The 19794-nt window shown below is 39.6% G+C and carries 21 protein-coding genes; 18 read left to right on the top strand and 3 right to left on the bottom strand.

The window, feature by feature from the left end:
* Positions 1-2: 2 nt before the first annotated feature.
* The 3 genes from AUF14_RS17690 (at position 3) to ade (ending at position 4247) form a co-directional block, all read left to right on the top strand.
* On the top strand, positions 3-779 hold the full coding sequence (locus tag AUF14_RS17690; RefSeq protein WP_102866329.1) for an SDR family oxidoreductase: 777 nt from the start codon (positions 3-5) through the stop codon (positions 777-779).
* Between the two features lie 40 nt (positions 780-819).
* On the top strand, positions 820-2265 hold the full coding sequence (locus AUF14_RS17695) for an FGGY-family carbohydrate kinase (protein ID WP_102866330.1): 1446 nt from the start codon (positions 820-822) through the stop codon (positions 2263-2265).
* A gap of 242 nt (positions 2266-2507) precedes the next feature.
* Entirely contained in the window at positions 2508-4247 is a 1740-nt protein-coding gene (gene ade, locus AUF14_RS17700) for an adenine deaminase (RefSeq protein WP_102866331.1), read from the top strand.
* A gap of 43 nt (positions 4248-4290) precedes the next feature.
* Here the strand turns inward: ade and AUF14_RS17705 are convergent, their stop codons facing one another.
* Together AUF14_RS17705 and AUF14_RS17710 are read right to left on the bottom strand one after the other, a co-directional pair.
* On the bottom strand, positions 4291-4548 hold the full coding sequence (locus AUF14_RS17705; RefSeq protein WP_102866332.1) for a hypothetical protein: 258 nt from the start codon (positions 4546-4548) through the stop codon (positions 4291-4293).
* Positions 4549-4733: 185 nt separating this feature from the next.
* A complete protein-coding gene (locus AUF14_RS17710; RefSeq protein ID WP_048718307.1) occupies positions 4734-6503 on the bottom strand; it encodes a Na/Pi cotransporter family protein in 1770 nt (589 codons plus the stop codon).
* A 267-nt stretch (positions 6504-6770) separates the two neighbouring features.
* Here AUF14_RS17710 and AUF14_RS17715 point away from each other — a divergent pair, with 267 nt between their 5' ends.
* From AUF14_RS17715 to AUF14_RS17760, 10 genes are all read left to right on the top strand, one after another.
* On the top strand, positions 6771-8171 hold the full coding sequence (locus AUF14_RS17715; RefSeq protein ID WP_102866333.1) for a glutamate decarboxylase: 1401 nt from the start codon (positions 6771-6773) through the stop codon (positions 8169-8171).
* Positions 8172-8194: 23 nt separating this feature from the next.
* Positions 8195-8512, top strand: coding sequence for a DsrE family protein (locus AUF14_RS17720; RefSeq protein WP_016178837.1), 318 nt, complete (start codon positions 8195-8197; stop codon positions 8510-8512).
* A gap of 311 nt (positions 8513-8823) precedes the next feature.
* A complete protein-coding gene (locus AUF14_RS17725) occupies positions 8824-10749 on the top strand; it encodes a BglG family transcription antiterminator (protein ID WP_102866334.1) in 1926 nt (641 codons plus the stop codon).
* Between the two features lie 4 nt (positions 10750-10753).
* Positions 10754-11080 carry a PTS lactose/cellobiose transporter subunit IIA gene (locus tag AUF14_RS17730; protein WP_048718802.1) on the top strand — a complete coding sequence of 109 codons (327 nt, stop codon included), beginning with the start codon at positions 10754-10756 and terminating at the stop codon, positions 11078-11080.
* 29 nt (positions 11081-11109) lie between these two features.
* Entirely contained in the window at positions 11110-11448 is a 339-nt protein-coding gene (locus tag AUF14_RS17735) for a PTS sugar transporter subunit IIB (RefSeq protein WP_016178834.1), read from the top strand.
* Positions 11449-11463: 15 nt separating this feature from the next.
* Positions 11464-12813, top strand: a complete 1350-nt coding sequence (locus AUF14_RS17740) for a PTS sugar transporter subunit IIC (RefSeq protein ID WP_102866335.1) — start codon at positions 11464-11466, stop codon at positions 12811-12813.
* Between the two features lie 49 nt (positions 12814-12862).
* Positions 12863-13945 (top strand): M24 family metallopeptidase, encoded by a 1083-nt coding sequence (locus tag AUF14_RS17745; RefSeq protein ID WP_102866336.1) that lies wholly within the window; start codon positions 12863-12865, stop codon positions 13943-13945.
* Positions 13929-14975, top strand: a complete 1047-nt coding sequence (locus AUF14_RS17750; protein ID WP_102866337.1) for a M42 family metallopeptidase — start codon at positions 13929-13931, stop codon at positions 14973-14975. Before AUF14_RS17745 ends, AUF14_RS17750 begins: the two co-directional genes overlap by 17 nt.
* Positions 14962-16152 (top strand): MalY/PatB family protein, encoded by a 1191-nt coding sequence (locus AUF14_RS17755; RefSeq protein ID WP_102866338.1) that lies wholly within the window; start codon positions 14962-14964, stop codon positions 16150-16152. The genes AUF14_RS17750 and AUF14_RS17755 overlap by 14 nt, the downstream gene beginning before the upstream one ends.
* 39 nt (positions 16153-16191) lie before the next feature.
* Entirely contained in the window at positions 16192-16770 is a 579-nt protein-coding gene (locus AUF14_RS17760) for a dienelactone hydrolase family protein (protein WP_102866339.1), read from the top strand.
* Positions 16771-16807: 37 nt separating this feature from the next.
* On the opposite strand, the gene AUF14_RS17765 is transcribed toward AUF14_RS17760, so the two are convergent.
* Positions 16808-16987 carry a basic helix-loop-helix domain-containing protein gene (locus AUF14_RS17765; protein WP_016178828.1) on the bottom strand — a complete coding sequence of 60 codons (180 nt, stop codon included), beginning with the start codon at positions 16985-16987 and terminating at the stop codon, positions 16808-16810.
* 74 nt (positions 16988-17061) lie between these two features.
* Here AUF14_RS17765 and AUF14_RS17770 point away from each other — a divergent pair, with 74 nt between their 5' ends.
* The 5 genes from AUF14_RS17770 to AUF14_RS17790 all read left to right on the top strand — a co-directional run bounded on the left by AUF14_RS17770 (position 17062) and on the right by AUF14_RS17790 (position 19786).
* Positions 17062-17241 carry a hypothetical protein gene (locus AUF14_RS17770; RefSeq protein WP_102866340.1) on the top strand — a complete coding sequence of 60 codons (180 nt, stop codon included), beginning with the start codon at positions 17062-17064 and terminating at the stop codon, positions 17239-17241.
* A gap of 75 nt (positions 17242-17316) precedes the next feature.
* Complete coding sequence (locus AUF14_RS17775; protein WP_102866341.1) at positions 17317-17505, top strand: CsbD family protein; 189 nt, start codon at positions 17317-17319, stop codon at positions 17503-17505.
* 131 nt (positions 17506-17636) lie between these two features.
* Positions 17637-18941: an IS91 family transposase gene (locus tag AUF14_RS17780; protein WP_071879978.1), complete on the top strand. Its 1305-nt coding sequence runs from the start codon at positions 17637-17639 to the stop codon at positions 18939-18941.
* Positions 18919-19119, top strand: coding sequence for a hypothetical protein (locus AUF14_RS17785; RefSeq protein ID WP_040005624.1), 201 nt, complete (start codon positions 18919-18921; stop codon positions 19117-19119). The genes AUF14_RS17780 and AUF14_RS17785 overlap by 23 nt, the downstream gene beginning before the upstream one ends.
* A 199-nt stretch (positions 19120-19318) precedes the next feature.
* Complete coding sequence (locus AUF14_RS17790) at positions 19319-19786, top strand: cysteine hydrolase family protein (protein ID WP_102866342.1); 468 nt, start codon at positions 19319-19321, stop codon at positions 19784-19786.
* Positions 19787-19794: the final 8 nt, after the last annotated feature.

Here is a 19794-nt window from a genome sequence, read left to right on the forward strand (position 1 = left end):
AAATGGAAATCAAAGACTTTAAGATGGACATGTTTCATATCAAGGGGAAAAATGCAATCGTAACTGGAGGGAATACTGGACTAGGGCAAGCATTCTCATTGGCATTGGCAGAAGCAGGCGCAAATATCTTTATGCCGTCAATCATGCCAGATGATCCAGAATTCAATGCGATCTTAGCTGAACGTGGTGCGAAAACGGCATATATGGAAGCGGATATTACCAAAGACGGCGTATGCCAAGAAGTCGTCGAAAAATGTGTAGCTGAATTTGGTTCGGTGGATATTTTAGTAAACTGTGCCGGCATTTGCCCCTGTGATGATGTAGTGAGCTATGGCCGTGACAAATGGGACCCAACCATTAATATCAATTTGACAGCCGCTTTTGACATGAGTCATGAAGTCGCGAAAGTAATGATTCCTCAAAAGAGCGGAAAAATCATCAATATCTGTTCTATGTTCTCGTTTTTAGGAGGACAGTGGGCGCCAGCATATGCAGCTTCTAAACATGGTTTAGCTGGTTTGACCAAAGCTTACTGTGATGAATTGGCTCAATACAATATTCAAGTAAACGGTATCGCACCGGGGTATTTCAAGACCCATGCGGCAAAAGCGTCGATCGAAGACCCAGAACGCAGCAAATGGATCGTGGATCACACACCAGAAGGACGTTGGGGAGATGTTGCAGATCTGATGGGTGCCACGGCCTTCTTGGCTTCGGAAGCCTCACATTTCGTTAACGGACATATCTTGGCTGTCGATGGTGGATTCTTAGTACGATAGTTCATCTATATAATAGAAGAAAAAATCAAAAGGAGAAACTATGGAAAAGAAATATATCGTCGGTATTGATGGTGGAAGCCAGAGTGCCAAGATCGTCATTTTTGATTTAGAAGGCAATATTGTGGGTGAAGGAAAAGAAGCATTGCGTCCGATGCACTTAGGTGATGATGTGGTTGTGGAGCATCCTGGTGATGATTTATGGGATGCGTTATGCAGTGCATCAATGAAAGCGATGGATGAATTTGGTATTCGGAAAGAAAATATTGTGGGAATCGGCTTAGGTTTTATCCGCTGCTGCCGCGTGCTTTTGAAAAAGGATGGTACATTAGCTCAGCCAGTCATCAGCTGGATGGACAAACGTACGTCTACACCTTATGTCCATGACAATCCTGAGGTTCAATACGTGACGTCAACGAGCGGATACATCACGCATCGTTTGACGGGTGAGTTTAAAGATAATATCGGCAATAACTTTGGGCAATGGCCCGTTGATTATCAGACATGGGACTGGTCGACAGATGAAGAGGTATTGAAACAATACAATCTTCCCGAAGACATGTTATTTGAAGCAGTGAAGCCAGGAGATCAATTAGGAACAATTACAAAAGAAGCCAGTGAGAAAACAGGCTTGCCTGAAGGAGTGCCTGTTTTTGCGACAACCAGTGACAAGGCTGTTGAGGCATTAGGTGCTGGATTGATTCAGGATTCAAGCGCGGTGGTATCTCTAGGGACATATATTTGCAGCATGATGATGGGCAAAGAAATGCCTCCGAGTGATGCGGTCAATTATTGGGGCATCCTATCCTCAATGCCGAATCGCTATATTTATGAAGGCTATGGTATTCGGCGTGGGATGTGGACCGTCTCTTGGTTCAAAGATCTTTTAGGCGAGAAAATCAGTATTCGTTCGAATTATCAAGGGATCAGTGAAGAGGAATACTTGAATGAACAGGCTGCCAATATCCCGGCGGGCAGTGATGGATTGATGACGAAATTGGATTGGTTGGCGAATCCTTGGGAGCCATTCAAACGCGGTGTGATGATCGGCTTCAACGCTCATCATGACTATCGTTATTTATACCGTTCGTTCTTGGAAGGTATTGCCTACACAATGAAAAATAATGTGACTAACATGACGGACGAAATGGGCCATCCAATCGACGAAGTTATCGTAACTGGCGGTGGTTCAAATAGTGATTTACTGATGCAGATTTTTGCGGATGTTTTCAATTTACCGGTCAAACGAAATGTGGTGAACGGTAGCGCCAGCGTTGGGGCTGCGATCAATGCCGCAGTTGGCTTGGGAATCTATGAAACCTATGAAGAAGCTGTTGAAAAAATGGTAAAAGTAAAAGATGTGTTCACTCCAAACCCAGACAATGTGGTGGTCTATAAACAGTTAAATGAAGAGGTTTATCAGAGTTTGACGGATTACACCGATGAAGTGTTGAAGAAAACCTATCATGTATTGCATCCAGAAGGCTAATTTTTTGATATATAGTGTGTAATTTACGAAGAAGCGGTTCCGTTCAAAAGGGAATTGCTTCTTTTTATTATAAGTAGGGATGCAAACATATCTGAAATATGGATATATTTGTGAAAAACAGAGAAATAAAAGAAACGAAATTTCTCAATTAAGAATTATTTTTAAAATAACACATTTGCTAGTGATTCGTATCCTCAACCCTGATATAATAGAAAAAATATTTACAAAAGGGAGAGAAGCAAGTGGATAAAAAGGCGTTAAAACGATTGATCGATGTAGCAGCAGGTCGTGAACCGGCTGATTTAGTTTTAAAAAATGCAAACGTGATCGATGTCTATCAAGCAGAGATGATTTCTGGCGATTTAGCGATCGTTGATGGCAAGATCGCAGGGATCAATGGGGAGTATCAGGGTAAAGAAACCATCGATCTTAAAGGAAAAATTGTAGCGCCTGGGTTTATTGATCCCCATATCCACGTGGAGTCCTCTTACGTGACACCTGAGGAATTTAGTCGCTTGCTGGTCCCTCACGGAACGACAACGGTGCTAGCGGATCCACATGAGATTGTTAATGTTCTTGGCCTGTCAGGATTGGATTATATGATAGAGGCCGCAAAGGAAACGGCGCTGGATATACGCTACATGATGCCTTCATGTGTACCGGCTACGAATATGGAAAATGCTGGTGCTGTAATAGAAGCGGCAGATATGATCTCTTCCTTTGAAAAAAAACAGGTAGATGGATTAGCGGAGTTCATGAATTTTCCCGGAGTGATCCACGCTCAAGATGAGGTTCTGGATAAACTATTAGCCGCAAAAGAACGAGGATTGCGAATAGATGGACACTCGCCGATGGTTTTTAATGAAGAATTAAATGCCTATGCTGCAGCGGGTATCGCCAATGATCATGAATGCTCTACAGTGGAGGAACTTAAGGATCGGATTGCTCGTGGAATGTACGTCTTCTTACGAGAAGGATCAGTTACGCAAAATTTACGGACGCTATTAAACGGAGTAACGGATAATAATTATCAGCGTTGTGTCTTATCAGCAGATGATCTGCAAGCGAAAACGATACTAGAAAAAGGACACTTGGACAATAGCATTAGAATTTGTATTGAAGAAGGTGTTTCACCTTTGAGAGCAATCCAAATGGCGACCATCAACGCGGCTCAATGCTGCCAATTAACAGATCGTGGAGCCATCGCACCAGGCTTAAGGGCGGATTTAGTTATCTTTTCTGATTTGGCTCAGCCAGAAATTGAAGCGACTTATATTGAAGGGGAGTTAGTTGCTGAAAAAGGTACCTATCTACCAACTGTGAAACGAATTTCAACGGAAAAGGTGCAATCAAGTGTTCATATCGACAAGTTTCAAAAGGAACAGTTGAAGTTGAACCTAACTAGCGATAAAGCACGGGCGATTGAAGTGATTCCGCAAGAAGCTTTAACTAATGAAGCCATTGTTTCTGTGAAAAGAGATGACCAGGGTCAGTTTGTTTTTGATCCAAAGCAAGACGTTACAAAAATCGCGGTTATTGAGCGCCATCATAATACAGGCAATGTTTTTGTGGGATTATTGAAGGGGTATGGTGTGAAAAAAGGTGCGATTGGGCTATCAATTGCCCATGATTCTCATAATTTGATTGTAACTGGAACAAACGACGAAGATATGGCGGTAGCCGTTCAAGCCCTCAAAGAGCAAGAGGGCGGCGTAGTTCTGATTGAATCAGGAAAAATCATTGGTAATATGGCGTTACCGATCGCAGGACTAATGAGCGATCTCACTGGTGAGGAAGTAGCCCAGCAAGAAGCGAAAATTAATCGACTAGCTCATGAAGTATTAGGAGTTTCAAATAACGTTGATCCCATCATGACATTAGGATTTATGTCTCTAGCAGTCATTCCTAATTTAAAAATTACAGACATTGGGTTAGTAGATGTAACGAAGTTCGAAATTGTACCGGTCTCGGTAGAAGCATAAAAAAACTAGGACAAAGATTCATTCGCGAATCTTTGTCCTAGTTTTATTTTTTTGCTTTAAAAAGTACGGGTAAAAAAATGAAGAATGAAAGAATTAGTACGCTTGCTCCAACTGTTACTATTAGTTTTGGTAACCCTAGTTGCGATATACCAGAAAAATTACCAAACGAGTTTCCTAAAACAATGACGAAACTGATTAGCATAGTTGAAAGGATCGCTTTACCTCGTTCACCGCGTTTTTCAAAGTAGCTAATCACTGAATAAAGTCCCCAGCCCAACAAAACAATCGTAAATGTATCCATAAATTCCAACTCCCTTTCTTTGATGTATTCATCATATCAAGGAAGTCGAGGCTAAAATACTTACAAAAGCAGTGATGGACTTACGATTGTGAAAGGTTGAAATAAATGGTGAAAAAAAACTAGAGCCAATGCGATAAGTAAAAACGCTGCCTACTTCTCTTTTAAAGAAAAGCAGGAAGCGTTTTTTAATCTAATACTTCACCATTATCGCCAATGGAATCGTCTGAAGTTTCCCCTTCCGGTTTTTCATAATGGAAGTTTGATGTATCGTATTTGAAGTTGTATTTATTTCCTAAGAAGTACTTCGCGATGTGTAATGTGCGATCGCTGGAACGTTCAAGGTTAGAGCTGATATCGATCAGTAAAACACCATCTGCGGCACGACCTTCGCCCTTGGTCATTAGGCGAATGTATTTTTTACGCAGTAATTCTACGAGTTCATTGATATTTTCTTCACGGTCTAACATTTTTTGTGCAAGTTCGATATCGTCATTTTCTAAGACTTGCAGGGCATCGCGTATATTTTTTAACACTTTATCAAAAAGCAATTCAAGATGTTCATCGTGAAGCAAGAAGGTCTCACGGTTGCTATTGGATTTGGTTCGATTCCGCTTATCTTTTGCTCGTTGTTTCTCCTCAAGAGCGATCGATTCCTCAACATAGCGTATAATATTCATTGAATGATCCCCGATGCGTTCGAAATCCTTAGTGAACTCCAGCAGCATTGCTTGTTCTTGACTTTCCAAGGGTGTAAGAACAGTCGCAGAGATTTTGACTAAATATTCGGTTAGTTCAATATCACATTGGTTGATTGCATCTTCGTATTGTAAAACATCATCGCGCCATTCTTCTTTTGTATCGTTATAATATTTGCGCGCAGACTTTACAGAGGAAAGAACGTAGCGCCCCATTTGAATGACTTCTCCTTTGGCTTGCTCAATCGCCATAACTGAAGATGTATGAATGATTGGTTCACTCAAAGTGACAGAACGAATATTTAAATTCTTCTCACTACCAGGGACAATCTTCTTCACCAGCATTTCAATTTGAGGGATGAACCAGAATTGGATTGCTAAATTTGACACATTAAAAAGCCCATGAGCGAAGGCTATCTGCATGGCAGGATTCAATCCCAATGAATTTGCGAATAACATAACCAGTTTTGTAAATGGTGACAGTAGCAAGGTGAAAATAATCGCACCTACAAGGTTAAAAATCACGTGAGAGGCAGCGGTTCTCTTTGCGGAAACACTGGCACCAAGACAGGCGATGATTGCTGTAATAGTCGTTCCAATATTGTCACCAAAGAGGATTGGAAGTGCAGCAGTTAGCGTGACGCTGCCTTGCATGTACAATTGTTGTAAAATACCAATCGTGGCACTTGAGCTTTGTAGAACCATCGTTAAGAGCGTACCGATACCAACACCCAAGACAGGATAATCAGCAACACTAAGCATTAATTGATTAAATTGCGGCAAATCTTTTAGTGGGTCCATAGCAGTTCCCATTAATTTTAAACCATAAAAAAGAGCACCAAATCCGAATAAGATCTGCCCAATTGATTGTAAAGAGGTTCGTTTCGAGAAAAAGAGCAAAATCGCCCCTGCGCCAATGATCGGCAGCGCATATGCACTTAAATTAAATCCAATAATAAAAGCGGTGACAGTCGTCCCTACGTTCGCCCCCATGATAACTCCGATAGCCTGTCGTAAGGTCATAAAGCCAGCGCTAACCAGTCCAACGGCTAAGACAGTGGTACCCGAGCTGCTTTGGATTAAGCCAGTCACAATGATTCCGGCCAATACAGCGCGAAAAGGGGTTGAAGTGAAGCGATTTAGAATTTCTCTTAGTCGGTTTCCGGCAGCTTTTTGTAAACCATCTCCTAAATATTTGATCCCGAAAAGGAAAATTCCTAGTCCACCTAAGAAGGTGAAAAGCATTTCTTGATAAGACATAATGCGTCCTCCGCTAATTTTTTTTGCATGCTACTACCAAAATAATAGATTCACAAGTAAAAAGAAAGTCTTTTATTTAAAAAAGCGCTATTTTTTTTGAAAAAACCGATTTATTTTGTCGGAATTGAAATAAATACTAGATGAAGCAGTTAAATGGATGGAATTCTTTTGAAATTTTTAGCGCTTTCAGCTACTCTTAAAGTAGTAAGAAGTTTTTTCAATCGGAATGGAACGCGCATTTTTTATAAATAGAGGAGATGTAGTCGAATGCTTTATGGAAAGAAAGATCGACGCGAGGCAAGTTACTTGGAACCGATTTTTGGTTCAGTGAATGAAGATGAATTATTGCCTTCTTATCAGTTAGGTGAAAAATCAATTGAGCCGCGAATTGCATACCAAATGATCAAGGATGATCTATTAGATGAAGGAAATTCTCGTTTGAACCTAGCAACCTTCTGTCAAACCTTTATGGAGCCAGAAGCAGTCAAATTAATGAGTGAGACACTGGATAAAAATATGATTGATAAATCGGAGTATCCTCGGACCGCAGAAATGGAAAATCGTTGTGTAAACATTATTGCTGATTTGTGGCATGCGCGAGGACCAGAAAAATACATCGGTACTTCTACGATTGGCTCATCAGAAGCCTGTATGTTAGGCGGTATGGCGATGAAATTTGCTTGGCGCAAGCGAGCAGAGAAACTTGGGGTGAATATCCAAGCGAAGAAACCCAATCTGATTATTTCTTCAGGCTACCAAGTTTGTTGGGAAAAATTTTGCGTCTATTGGGATATTGAGCTGCGAGAGATTCCAATGTCAGAAGACCACTTGTCATTGGACGTTGAAAAGACGTTGGAAGCTGTAGATGAATATACGATTGGAATTGTGGGTATTTTAGGAATTACCTACACAGGACAATATGATGATATCAAAAAATTAGATCAATTAGTTGAAGAATATAATCAGCAAACGCAACACAAAGTTTATATCCATGTGGATGCAGCTTCAGGTGGGCTATATGCGCCATTTGTCGAACCAGAGCTAGAATGGGATTTTCAGTTAAAAAACGTGATTTCTATCAACACTTCCGGACACAAATACGGCCTGGTCTATCCTGGTGTTGGTTGGATCGTTTGGCGAGATGAAAAATATTTGCCGGAGGAGTTGGTTTTTAAAGTTAGTTATCTAGGGGGAGAAATGCCAACGATGGCTATCAATTTTTCTCACAGTGCAGCTCAAATGATCGGTCAGTATTACAATTTCGTACGTTTTGGTTTTGATGGTTATCAGAGCATTCATCAACGAACGCATGATGTAGCAGTTTACTTAGCGAAAGAAATCGAACGTTCACGACATTTTGAGATCATCAATGATGGTAGTCAATTACCGTTAGTTTGTTATAAATTGGCAAAAGATGAGGCACGCAGGTGGACGCTTTATGATTTATCCGATCGGTTATTAATGAAGGGTTGGCAGGTTCCTTCTTATCCGCTGCCTAAAAATTTGGAGTATCAAGTTATTCAACGAATTGTGGTGCGCAGTGATTTTGGGATGAATATGGCCTATGATTTTATTGAAGATCTGAAGGAAGCAATCAAAGAATTAGAAAATAGTCACTTAGTCTTTCATGAAGAGACTGAAATAAAAAATTATGGATTTACCCATTAATTGAATCAGAGGAGGCGTTACAAATGAAAGTCGTTTTTCATGTTGATGAGTTGGGAATGATTAGAGAGGCCCGTCATGATATCGAGCATATCCTGTTGTCAGAGCCAGATGCGGATATCGTACTATTGATGAATGGTGAAGCGATTCAAGGATATTTACTGCCGCGAGTGATCAAGTTTATGAAGGAGTATCCGAATATCACTTATCAAGCCTGTCATCATTCGATGCGCACATTCCATGTCCGTTCAAAACAAATGCACGAGCAAGTGGAGATCATTGAATCTGGAGTGATCGGTTTAGTAGAGTTACAGGAGCGTGGGTATTCTTATATTAAGTGTTAAATTATCAATCAAAACGTAAGTCCTTCCAAAAGAGGGGCTTATTTTTTTACTTTCATTAGTAAAGAGTTGCTTCAAAGTTAAAGATCCCGTGTTTGTTATTCTAAAATACAAATTAACTGAAATAGATTAACCTTAATATTGAAATAAGTTATTTTATTAAGTAGTATGCAAACTGTAACTTTATTATTTAATACAGATTAATGGTAAGAGAATTATTCATTCAGTCTAATTTTGCATGTTTAATTTGTAAAAGTTGCCATTTTAAGTAAAGGGCTTACATTGTATAGTTTATTTGTAAGCGGGAGGTAGTTATGAGACAAGAAAAAATTGTTGAATACTTATATGCAAAGAAGCAAGCGATTGCTCCCAGGGCATTAGCCGCTAAATTTCAAATATCAGAACGAACTTTGGCGAATGATATTAAATGGTTGAAGGAAATCGGTTCAAACGAAGGATTTACGGTCGAACGGGTTCGTTCAGCGGGTTATCAGTTGAAGGTTTTCGACAACGTTCGATTTAGTAGTTATCTGTCGAAATCCAAAAAGCAAGAGCAGGTAGATAATTCAAGTCCGCAGGAGCGAATTAAAAATATCGAGCTATTGCTACTGTTCCATGAAGAGTACATTACGATGCAGCAGATTGCGGAATGGCTGGATGTCAGTTTGTCGACGATCAAAGCGGATATCAAACAGGTCGAACAGTTTTGTGACAATTATGATCTGACACTCTTTAGTAAAGCCCATTACGGCTTGAAGATCATGGGTACAGAAAGTAAAAAAAGACGAGCGATCTTATACTTAATTCGTAATACGATTCATACGCCGGTTTTGACGGAAAAGTACAAGGAGTTCAATTTTGTCTTCAATGAAGAAGAGCTTCGGCAGCTTTTAAAGGAGCAATTGTTAGAAAATCAATTGAAGATTAGTGATATCGTTTTTGAAAACATCGTTCAACATATTCGCTTGTTAAGCTTTCGCATCCTGCAAAACAATACCTTGAACAGCGAAGAGTTGGAGGAGCGTACAATTAGCGATGACTATGATCGTTTAACGGAAAAATTAGTCGGCTATTTAGAAGAGACCTATCAGTTGAATTTCTCGTGTGTGGAAAAAAATTATTTAGAAGAACAACTGCGTGGGAAATTTGCTGTTTTAGATGATCCTGCTAGTAATCAGCAATTGAGACAGGCAATCGATAAATCCTTGGAATTGGTGGATCGACGTTATCATACGTGTTTTCGGCAGGATCAAGATTTAGCCAATGCGTTAATGATGCATGTAGCGCCATTACTGCAACGTCTTTACACCGGTCATCAGCTGGAAAATCCGATTATTGAGGATATTTACACGCAATATGCCAATGTATTTAATGTAGCAATGGTCTTTATCAATGAACTGAATAAAGACTTAGATGCGGATATCAGCAAAGATGAGATTGGTTATGTAGCGATTTATTTCGCGGCGAGCTTGGAAAAACAATCTAATCAAGTGATTGATGACTATCAGAAAATAGCAGTGATCTGTTCGACAGGTGGCGGGGCGGCTTATTTACTAAAAGTCAATTTGGAGCGATTGTTCAGTAATGCGAAGGTTGAAACATTTGCCCTCAATGAAATTGAGCAAATTGATGCCAGCTTTGATCTTTTAATCTCGACTGTACCGCTGGAGCAAACCGATTTTGAGATACCGATCATTTACACCAAAACGATTTTAAGTCAGACAGAGATCACAAAGATCGAAAAAGATTTGTACCTGTTAAGAGAATCGAAAAATAAAGTCTTTGATGTACACCAGTTCATTCTCAGTTTATTTGATGAGGAATGGTTTCAGATTAATGAAGAATCTAATGATTATCTGGAGCTTTTGGAAAATGAAGGTGCTCATCTTGAAAAGTGCGGCTGGGTTGAACGTGGCTTTAAAGAAAGTGTTTTATGTAGAGAAAAGATGATTGATACGATTTATCAGCACGGTGTTGCAGGCCCCCATCCGATGGAGCAGGCAGCCATCAAGGAAGTCATTGATGTGATTTTACTGAAAAAACCGCTGATTTATCGGGAGAAACAAGTAAGGATCATCTTTCTAATCAATATCAAAAAGGATCACTTGAGCCTGCATAAGGAAATCAGTCGTTTAATGATCAAGATGATGGATGATCCACTTTTAGATACGCAACTAAGAAGAATGACGAATTTTCAAGACTTCAAGTCTTATATGAAAAGTTTAATGAAAGAAGGATAAAACAATGACCGATCAAGAAATGGATATTTTTAAAATTATTTCCGCAGCAGGAGATTCACGAGGTTCTGCTTTTGAAGCGTTACGTCTCGCCCGCAAAGGAAAATTCGAGGAAGCCGAAGCGAAAATGCAGGAAGCCAAGGAAAAAAGTATCGATGCACATGATGTGCAGACCAAGTTGATCACCGGTGAGATCAATGGAGATAAAACGGAGACGAGCTTACTGATGGTACATGCACAGGATCACTTAATGACCAGCATTCTGGCTCGAGATTTGATTGAGGAAATGATCGGTATGCTAAAGGAACAAAGCGAAGCCAAGGCTTTGCAATAAGATAAAAATTTATTAGGAGGATTTAACACATGAAAACATTACTCGTTTGTGCAGGTGGCTTTTCAACGACCATGATGATGGAGTCAATGAAAAAAGTAGTCAAGGAATCAAAAAGTTTAGATGAAAAGGATTATCCGATGGAAGCGATCGGTGTCGATAAGTTAGAACGATACATCGATGATTACGACGTGATTTTAGTCGGTCCACAGTTGAGCCATAAATATGATTTCATTAAAGGAGAAGCTGACAAAAGTAATAAACCAACAGTGTTGTTAACGTCAGACATCTACGGATCAATGGATGGTGCCACGGTTATGAAGCAGGCATTAGTCGCATACAGAAAAAATCAAGCATTAAAAACAAAATAGTTAGGAGTGTAAAAAATGGAAAATCCAAAGAAACAGGGTGCCTTCGAAAAAGTTGAAGGATTCATTCGTAAGACACTGGTTCCAATTGCGAACAAGGTTGACAGCAATCCTTACTTAACGGCGATTAAAAAAGGAATGGTCGTTATGACGCCAGTGCTGCTATTGGGTTCGATCGCGGCGATTTTTCCGTCGATTCCAGAGTTTATCAAAACACCAGGCGTTGCGAGTTGGTTTGAAAATTATGGGTATATCTTTGGCATTATTTCAAAAGTTTCATTAGGTCTTGTTGGGTTGTATGCGGTATTGGCGATCTCTTATTTTTTAAGTGAACATTACAAGCTGTATACAGTTGGTTCTATGATGCTATCAGCCATAGCTTTTCTAATTGTTGCAATGGATGTTGACGACAACGGCAATATCGTTGCTAGTTATCTAGATTCAAAAGGGCTCTTTACCGCCATATTCGTAGCTATTATTTCCGTTAAACTCTATCAGTTCTTTACGAAGCATAAATTGGTGATTAAGATGCCGGAAGGGGTGCCAGATTTTGTCTCTAGTTCATTTGAATTGATCACACCAACCGCTGCGATCGGTGTCCTGTTTATTGTGATTCGTGCGGTGACAGACAGTCTATCTGGTGGGGTTTTACTCCCACAAGTAATCATGGATGTTTTAGCACCTGCTATTGGCAGCTTGGATTCATTGTGGATCATTTACTTTGTATTAGTTTTGCGTTTGGTTTTCTGGTTCTTTGGAATTCACTCAGCCGTATTATCGCCGATCTTATCACCAATTGCGGTACAGTATTTGTCAGAAAACATTGCGGCTCATGAAGCGGGGGAACCACTACAGCACGTAATTACAAATGGAACATTGTCAGCTTTTGCAAACTTCTCAGGATCAGGCGTTACGATCGGGTTAGTTTTAGCAATGCTGATCAGTAAATCTTTACGCTATAAAAAAGTCGGAGCAGTTGCTTTGCTACCTTCACTGTTTGGAATCAATGAGCCGGTGCTCTTCGGTGTGCCGATTATCCTGAATCCTGTGTTGATGATTCCATTTATTTTCGGCGGTGCCTTAGTGGGAATGTTTCCGATGATCTGTATGAAGCTTGGTTTATTGAACTTTCCAATCTTTGATCCGCCGTATGTTCCAGTATTTATGGAGGGATTTCTGACTGGTTTTGACTGGCGTGCGATCATTATTCAGGTGATCCAAGTTGCGATGTCTTTTGGTTTATATCTGCCATTCTTTAAAGTTTTAGAGAAGCAAGAATTAGAACGTGAAGCATTATTAGAAGCTGAAAAAGCCAATTCTGTCATTTCAGATGACGATGAACAATATTTAACCGATATTGATTTCTAGCCAAAAAGGACAGCTTGGACTGTCCTTTTTGCTTTAAGGAGCACAACGAATGAAAGTAGAAAAATTACGAAAAAAATTAGCTGAAGAAAAAATAGATGGATTACTGGTAACGGATAAAATTAATCGCCGCTATTTATGTGGCTTTACTGGATCGAACGGTCTTTTGTTAGTTACTGAAAATGCACTGCACTTATTTATTGATGGACGGTATACGCAACAGGCTCAGCAGCAAACGCAAGGGGTCGAAATTTGTGAAATTCCTGTTGGCGCCAGCCAAATTGAAGTACTACGACCTTTTGTTAAGGGGGCTGTATTCGGTTTTGAAGCAGGGACGATTACTTATCAAAGCTTTATTAATTTTCAAGCTTTAATGGGAGCAGTCGGCGGACGATTAGTTGCAACAAAGAATATGATCGAAGAATTACGCATGCTCAAAACACCAGAGGAGCTATCTGCAATCAGACAAGCGGCCAAAATTGCTGATCAAACACTAGAAATGATTTTACCGTTGATTCGCACAGGTATGACAGAGTTAGAATTAGCCAACGAGATTGACTATCTCAGCAAAAAATTAGGCAGCGAAGGCCCCGCCTTTGAGACAATCGTCGCTTCTGGCCCACGAACAGCTTTGCCTCATGCACATGCAAGCAACAAAAAAATTGAAGCCAATGAGTTAATTATGATCGATTTTGGATCGATCCATCAAGGTTATTATTCAGATATTACACGAACTTTTGCGTTTGGTGAAGTGGACAAAGAAATCATAGAAACGTATCAAAAAGTTCTAAGCGCTCAAAAACAAGCGATTGAGACAGTCGCTTTAAGGAAGCCATTAGGAGAAATTGATCAGGTTGCGCGCCTTGGCTTAGAACAAGAAAATCTGGTTCAGTATTTCAGCCACAATCTTGGTCACGGAATCGGACTATCTTGTCATGAATATCCAGCCTTAGCTCCAATTGAAACGCTATTAATCGAAAAAAATATGAGCTTTACCATTGAACCAGGAGTGTATTTACCAGAGAAGGCTTTTGGTATTCGGATTGAAGATGACGTCGCGGTAAACGAATCGGGACACGCTGAAATCCTAACGCATTTTAACAAGGAGTGGATGACAATTGATTGCAACCGATAAATTATTGATGCAATTATCTGACTTAGATGCATTGCCAGGACAAGAAGCGCAAGTCCAGCAAGCATTGCAGGAAACGATTCAAGGTCCGGTAACAAAGGACTCATTTGGCAATCTGTATTTTGGCGATTTAGAGACCAAAAAGAAAAAAATCGCGCTCTATGCACATATGGATGAGGTAGGATTTTTCGTTCACCATATCACGGAAGATGGGTTCGTCTATTTTTACCCAATTGGCGGTTGGTGGGGGCATGTGGTTTTAGGACAGCAGGTCAGGGCAACATGTCGTAAAAATGGTGCAATTTTGGAAGGTATCGTGGGGACGTTACCCAAAACTAGCCAAAGACTGACAGAGGTTGTGCCGATCAATCAAATGTATATTGATTTTGGTGTTCATTCAAAATCAGAATTAGAAGAAGCAGGTCTGCAGATCGGTGACATGATTTTACCGAATACAAAAGCAAGAAAAAGCTTTAATCAGAAGAAGATTATGGGTAAAGCGTTGGATGATCGAGTGGCATGTACGATCATGGCGCAAGTCAAAAATCAGGCAGAAACAAAGAAGATCGAAGTGATTGGCGTAGGGACGGTTCAAGAAGAAGCCGGGACTAGAGGGTCCAAAGTCGCTGCCGCTCAAGTGGATGCAGACATTAATATCGTCATTGATGTTGCCAATGGGAAGGATACACCACATGCTGCAGATTTTCCAAATCGTATCCAAGGAAATGGTCCAGGCTTGGTTTTAGCAGATAAAACAGCGCTAGGAAATATCAAATTATTGGATTACTGTAAAGAAATTGCTGGAAAAAATCAACTTCCATGGCAATATGACCTACTTGGCGGTGGTGGCACGGACGCTGGTTCCGTTCAATTATTTGCTGGCAAGCCAACGTTGGTCTTCTGCGTACCTGTTCGTTATTGTCATTCATGGAACTCGATAGTTGAAATTTCTGATGTGGAAGCAACGATTGATTTACTTTCAGCAGTTATCCGTTCATTAGACGAAGGAGGAATTGAGCTTGAGCAATTTTAATCAGCAGCGTTCGCGTTACGGTACGTATTCTACCCAATGGGATTATGTTCAAGATCGCTTTGGCGAAAAAGATCTATTGCCATTTTCTATTTCGGACACAGATTTTATGCTTCCTGATGGGACGATCGAGATTTTAAATCAAGCGGTTACTCGTGGCTTCTTCGGTTATACCCGTTGGAATCATTTGGATTATAAACAAAGCATCAGTCATTGGTTCCAACAGGAATTTGATTGCTGGATCGACCCCGAATGGTGTGTCTATTCTCCCAGTGTGATCTATAGTCTGTCGGTATGTATCCAATTATTGAGTCAAAAAAATGATAAAATTATCACCTTAACTCCCTGCTATGATGCTTTTTTTAACTGTATCGGCGGTAATGATCGTGAATTAATCACTTTTTCACTAACAAACGCCAACGAACAGTTTACGATTGATTTTGCGGCACTGGAAAAAGTTTTTGCAACTGAAAAACCAACGATTTTTTTATTGTGCAATCCCCATAATCCAACTGGTCGAGTATTTACTCAAGGTGAACTTACCCGCTTGATTTCCTTGTGTAATCAGTATCAAATTGCCATCATCAGCGATGAGATTCATATGGATGTGCGTCGTCCGGGAAAAAAACATTTACCAATCTTAGCATTTATAGAGAAAATAGAGACTCCAGTGGTTTTATTATCTTCAGCGTCTAAAACCTTCAATTCTCCTGGGCTAGGCGGGTCTTATGGAATCTTTTTTGAAGCTGCATTACGAGAAGAATTCTTGAGTATTTTGAAGGGGCGTGATGGTTTGTCTTCAATCCCGTATCCCGCATTGCTTGCGACGATGGATTGCTATAACAATCAGAAAAAATGGGTGGAAGAGTTGAATCAGACTATCGATGTCAATTTCTGGGAATTGAAAAGAATTCTCACTAGCGATTCACGAATTCAGTTTGAGATTCCCGAAGCTACTTATCTTGGTTGGATCAATATTGATCAATTACCTTATACAATGGAAGAACTACAAACAGTTTTAGTCAAACAGGAAAAGGTAGCGATTATGAAAGGAGAGACTTACGGCCCAGAGGGTGAGAGGTATCTTCGGTTTAATTTAGGTGCTCCAAAAGAAAAAATTATTGATGGCGCTGTACGTTTGATGCGAGCAATTCAAAGTTTAGATCAAAAATTCTCTTAATTTCTTCCCTTCATTTGTTAAAATGGAGTAAAAGTGAGGGTGATTCCAATTAGCACAGCCATTGTAATTCTCCATGAAATCTATGGCATTAACGATTTCATGCTGGATCAAATCAAGTATTATGAACAGAGGGGCTTCACTGTTTATTGCCCTAATCTTTTGAAGCGGGCCTCTTTTTCTTATCAGGAGGCGGAACAGGCATACGAGCATTATTATGCTCATTTCTCGGAGATCAAAAATTTCACTTTCAATTATATTGAAAAAATATCTCTGCTCCATGAAACGGTCTATCTTTTAGGCTTCAGCGTTGGCGGCACACTTGCTTGGCTTTGTAGTGATGAGCTGGAGTGTACGGATGTGATTGCCTGCTATGGTTCGCGAATCAGAGACCATCTACAAATTATGCCAAAGTGCCGGACATTGCTGCTTTTTTCTCAAGAACCTGCTTTTTCAATAGAGAAAACAGTGAGAAGTTTAGAAGGAAAACAGAACACAACTGTTCGTCTTTTTACAGCTAAGCACGGTTTTCTAGATTCCTATTCTGCAAATTATCATCCTGAGACTGCAAAAGCGGCACAGCAGGAAATTATTTGCTTTTTGAATGAAACATTTGAGTAGCTAAATAAAAGCAGAGAAGCAGCCAATACTCCTTGGCTTACTTCTCTGCTTTTTCGTTCCATTTTTTTGGACTCCAAATATTTCCCTCTAATGCGACTTGTAAACTTTCATTGTCATCTTCTAATTGTTCGATATATTTAACTGCCTCATCGATGATAAATTGGTACTTCTCATCAGAAATTGCAGTCAATTGTTCCTGTAACCATGTATTTCGCATTTACTTCACCTCAAAAGCAGTGTAGCATAGAATTAGTCGATATCTCGTGTGGGATGCTTGGGAGGGAATATACAATGAAGATAAATGAAAGCGTTCTTATTGAAGCAAAGGCAGAATTAGCTGCAGCAAAAATCGAACTGGAACGATTAGAGCGTTTAGCCTTTTCCAGCGAGTTGAAAGAAGAACGGATTAAATCACTAAAACAGGAAATTCAACAGGCAGAGCGTTTGATGAATACGCAAGCAGATATTTAGCCTTCTCATTTCTTCGATGGTAGAATAATTTTAGAGATATTTGGTGCCTATTTTATCAATAGAGGAGGATTTGTTATGGCAAATAACGACGAACTAAAAGGTAAAGTGAACGAGGCAAAAGGGAAAGTAACAGATGATGAAACGACCGAATTAAAAGGCAAATTTCAACAAGGATTCGGTAAGGCAAAAGACAAAGCAAAAGAAACAGCAGATGATGTTGCTGGTAAAATTAACAAAAAGCTCGATGAAGAAAAAGAAGATTAATTTTTTAAGACCTGCTGCGGCGGGTCTTTTTTTGACATTAAAGGAAGTATAACATTTTAAGCGGTCAAAGGATTGATACATCAATCTTTTGACCGCTTTTCATCTGGTCTTTTTCCTATTAAACTGGAGATATGAAACCCAATATTTTACACGCCATTTTCTTTGATGAATATCAAAACTGGGAGAAATTCAATCAAAGGTACACAAGAAGGATTCGATCCGTTGTGAAAAGAGAAGTGAAGAAGTTTCGCGATTGTGGTGACCTTAAAAAAGGTTATCGTCTATTTGTCTGTGAAGGATGCCATGATGTAAAGAAAGTGGCTTTTCGTTGTAAAGGGAAATTTTGTCCAACTTGTGCAACTGGGGAAAGTCAACGGTGGGCAGAGGTTGCGGCGAATGATCTGTTTACAGTGACGCATCGACACGTCATCTTCACGATCGATGAAGGTTTACGTGAGATTTTTCTGAAGGAGAAGTATCGTAAGGAGCTTTTAAAAGGATTAATGGATGAAGCTGCACGGATACTATTAGATTTTTTTAGAAAGCACCATATACAAGCTGGGGTTGTGGCAACACTCCACACCTTCGGTTCTCAGCTAGAATACAATCCGCATGTTCATTTAGTCGTCACCATGGGTGGACTGACGAAGGATGGAAAATGGAAGGACTATGACTATTTTCCGTTCGCAATGTTGAGGAAATATTGGCAGAATGCGGTCCTAAAGCTCATTCGAAGAACCTTATCCCAATGGGATAAGGCACGAGTCCAGCCGCTTTTACAAGCGGCGTACACGAAAAATGCAGAGGGTTTTTACGTGCATGCACCCAAAAGGAGCCGAACTTCTCTCAAAAAGATATTAGAATATATCAGTCGTTATATGAAACGTGGTCCCATTGCTTTAAATCGTATCCTTTTGTACGATGGGAAAATAGTGATGTTTCAGTATCATGATAAACGAACTAACACGGATAAGATAAAGACGATGTCGGCAGAGGAATTTATTGGTGCACTGATTCGTCATATTCCAGAGAACCAGTTCAAAACAATTCGTAGATACGGCATTTATAGTCGGCGGATCAAGACAATCATGAAAAAAGTATTAAGTAATTACCAGAAAGAGATTCAACGAATGCTTGTGAATGTGAAGAAAGCACTTAAACCAAAATCATGGTGTGAACGAATAGCCGAAGAATTCGGAGTAAATCCATTGGAATGTACTAGATGTGGCGAATATTATGAATTTAGTGGAGTTAGTGTGTCTAAAAATGGACGACTTGTAGTGAAATATGCGAAGAATAAAGAATCGGAACGATTCATGCGAGAGGAGAATAAAAAAATTGGGGAAGAAGCATCGAAACGTAAGTATGAAAAAGAAAAAGAAGCAGCTTTTAAAAAACTTCGATTCCAATGGAGTGGTTCATTACATTTGTCTTGAATGTGGGATAAAGGAAAAAATTCCAAAGGAAGTAGTTCAATTTTTGGATGCAGGAGATGTTGCATTTGATCCTGAGAACGCTCCGCAATTTGATTGCGAAAAATGTGGTGGAGAGATGTATCCAGAATACTATAAGAACGTACTTGGATACGAATTTAGAATCAGTGATCGACAATAAAATGATTTATCTAAACAAAAAGTCCTCAGGAGCGGTTTTCTCCTGAGGTTTTCTTAGGGTCAAATATTTCTTATGATCAACAAAGCAATTCATGAAGTTAACAGTTTAAAGCGATCAATCAGCTGGGACTATTGGATGAAAGCCTTCTTTGTTTGCTATATAATACTATTAAGAAGAAAAATGAAAGGTTGAGGTTGACGTGTCGCAAACTGCATTATTGGTCGTGGATATACAAAAAGGAACATTAGCACCATTTATTGGCAAAGAAAATTTTTTAGAAAATGTGAATGGATTGATCGATTATTTTCATAAAGAGAATCTTCCGATCGTTTTTATAAAAAAGGTTGGGTATGGTGAACTTTCGCAGAAATTACGCCGTAAACCGGAGGATCTAGTGATTTCAAAGATTCAAATGAATACATTTAAAGCACCAGAATTCCGATCGATTATTTCTAAACATGATTTTCAGAAGTTTGTGGTAGTTGGCTTAATGAGTAACGCGTGCGTCCAAAGTACGTGTAAAGGGGCTTTGGCAGAAAATTATCCTGTGACATTAATTGAAGATGCTCATGATTCTGTTATTAAACCAATGCGAAATATTTGGAATAGGAGGTTACAGGATCTAGGTGTAACGATTATGACTACTAAAGAGTATATAGAAAAGTAAAAGGAGTG

The organism is Enterococcus avium, assembly GCF_002891025.1.
Taxonomy (GTDB): Bacteria; Bacillota; Bacilli; order Lactobacillales; family Enterococcaceae; genus Enterococcus_A; species Enterococcus_A avium.